The following is a 1,199-nucleotide window of genomic DNA, read 5'->3' on the forward strand; positions in this document are numbered from 1 at the left end:
CTGTTTTATCTGGAGGGGATTTTTTTATGGCAAGAAAAGGACAATCATTTCAAAAATATACAGAAGAACTAAAGCGAGAAGCAGTTCGTCTTCGATTAGAAGAGAGAAAATCATTGCGAGAAATTCGTGAACAACTCGGTGTGAAGAGCGATGCCCAGATTATTGAGTGGGTAAAACGTGCGCAACAAGGGGAGTCCTTTGATGATCAACGTGGTGTCTGGAATCGAAAGAATTTTAATAGTCTAGAAGAAGAAAATGCTTATTTGAAGGCACAGGTTGAGTATTTAAAAAAGCGCAATCCAAATCTACACGGGAAGGAATGGTCCTAAAGAAAGAACGATTTTCTCTTATCGATTCATTACGCCAAGCCTATCCACTCCGATGGTTGCTTCAAATCGCGGAAGTTTCTAAGGCTGGCTACTATAAATGGCGGAAATATCATAACGTGCAGCGTTTACGTCAGAAAAGGGATATGTGGCATAAAGAACATATTTTATCTATTCATCGTCAGCACCCTTACTATGGGTATAAACGTATGACTCGTGCTTTGGCTCGAGAAGGAATGGTAATGAATCATAAACGTGTTCGTCGTCTTATGAGAGAGCTGGGTATTCAATCTATCATTCGAAAAAAACGTCCGTTTTATGGAAGAAAAACATCTGTGGTATTTAAAAATCATTTGAATCGAGAGTTTCAAGCTGAAAAGCAAAATCAAAAATTCGTAACAGATATTACTTATGTACGAATCGGAGAACAATTTGCCTATTTGTCAGCTGTGTTAGATTTATACAACAATGAAATTGTTGCCTGGAAGCTATCTTCAAGAAATGATTTAGATTTGGTTTTAACTACATTACGTCAATTAGAAGGGAAGTCATTAACTACTAAGCCCCTTTTCCATTCAGATCAAGGGTTTCAATATACATCTAAATCCTACGCAAAACAGTTAGAGAAATTAGGATTTGTCGGTAGTCATTCTAGACGTGGAAACTGTTTTGATAATGCGTGTATCGAATCATTCTTCTCACATTTAAAAACAGAGAAGTTGTATTTAGTGTGCCCAAAAACATATGAAATGGCCTACCGAGCAATTCAAGAATATATTCAATTTTATAATACAGAAAGATTCCAAGAAAAACTTCACGGCCTTTCCCCGATAGAATATCGGGAAAAGGCCGTGGCATAATACTCTTTTTATT

At 36.9% G+C, this 1,199-nt stretch carries 1 protein-coding gene; it reads left to right on the plus strand.

Annotated elements, in window-relative coordinates; genetic code table 11:
- The first annotated feature begins 26 nt into the window (after positions 1-26).
- Positions 27-1,186 (plus strand): IS3-like element ISBth8 family transposase gene (locus tag ES895_RS29115; RefSeq protein ID WP_087874946.1). Its coding sequence is split into 2 segments (ribosomal slippage): positions 27-285 and positions 285-1,186, totalling 1,161 coding nucleotides; the frame shifts between segments, so codons are not numbered across the junction.
- The last annotated feature ends 13 nt before the right edge of the window (positions 1,187-1,199 follow it).

It is taken from the genome of Bacillus sp. 007/AIA-02/001 (genome assembly GCF_004634455.1).
GTDB classification, from domain to species: domain Bacteria; phylum Bacillota; class Bacilli; order Bacillales; family Bacillaceae_G; genus Bacillus_A; species Bacillus_A cereus.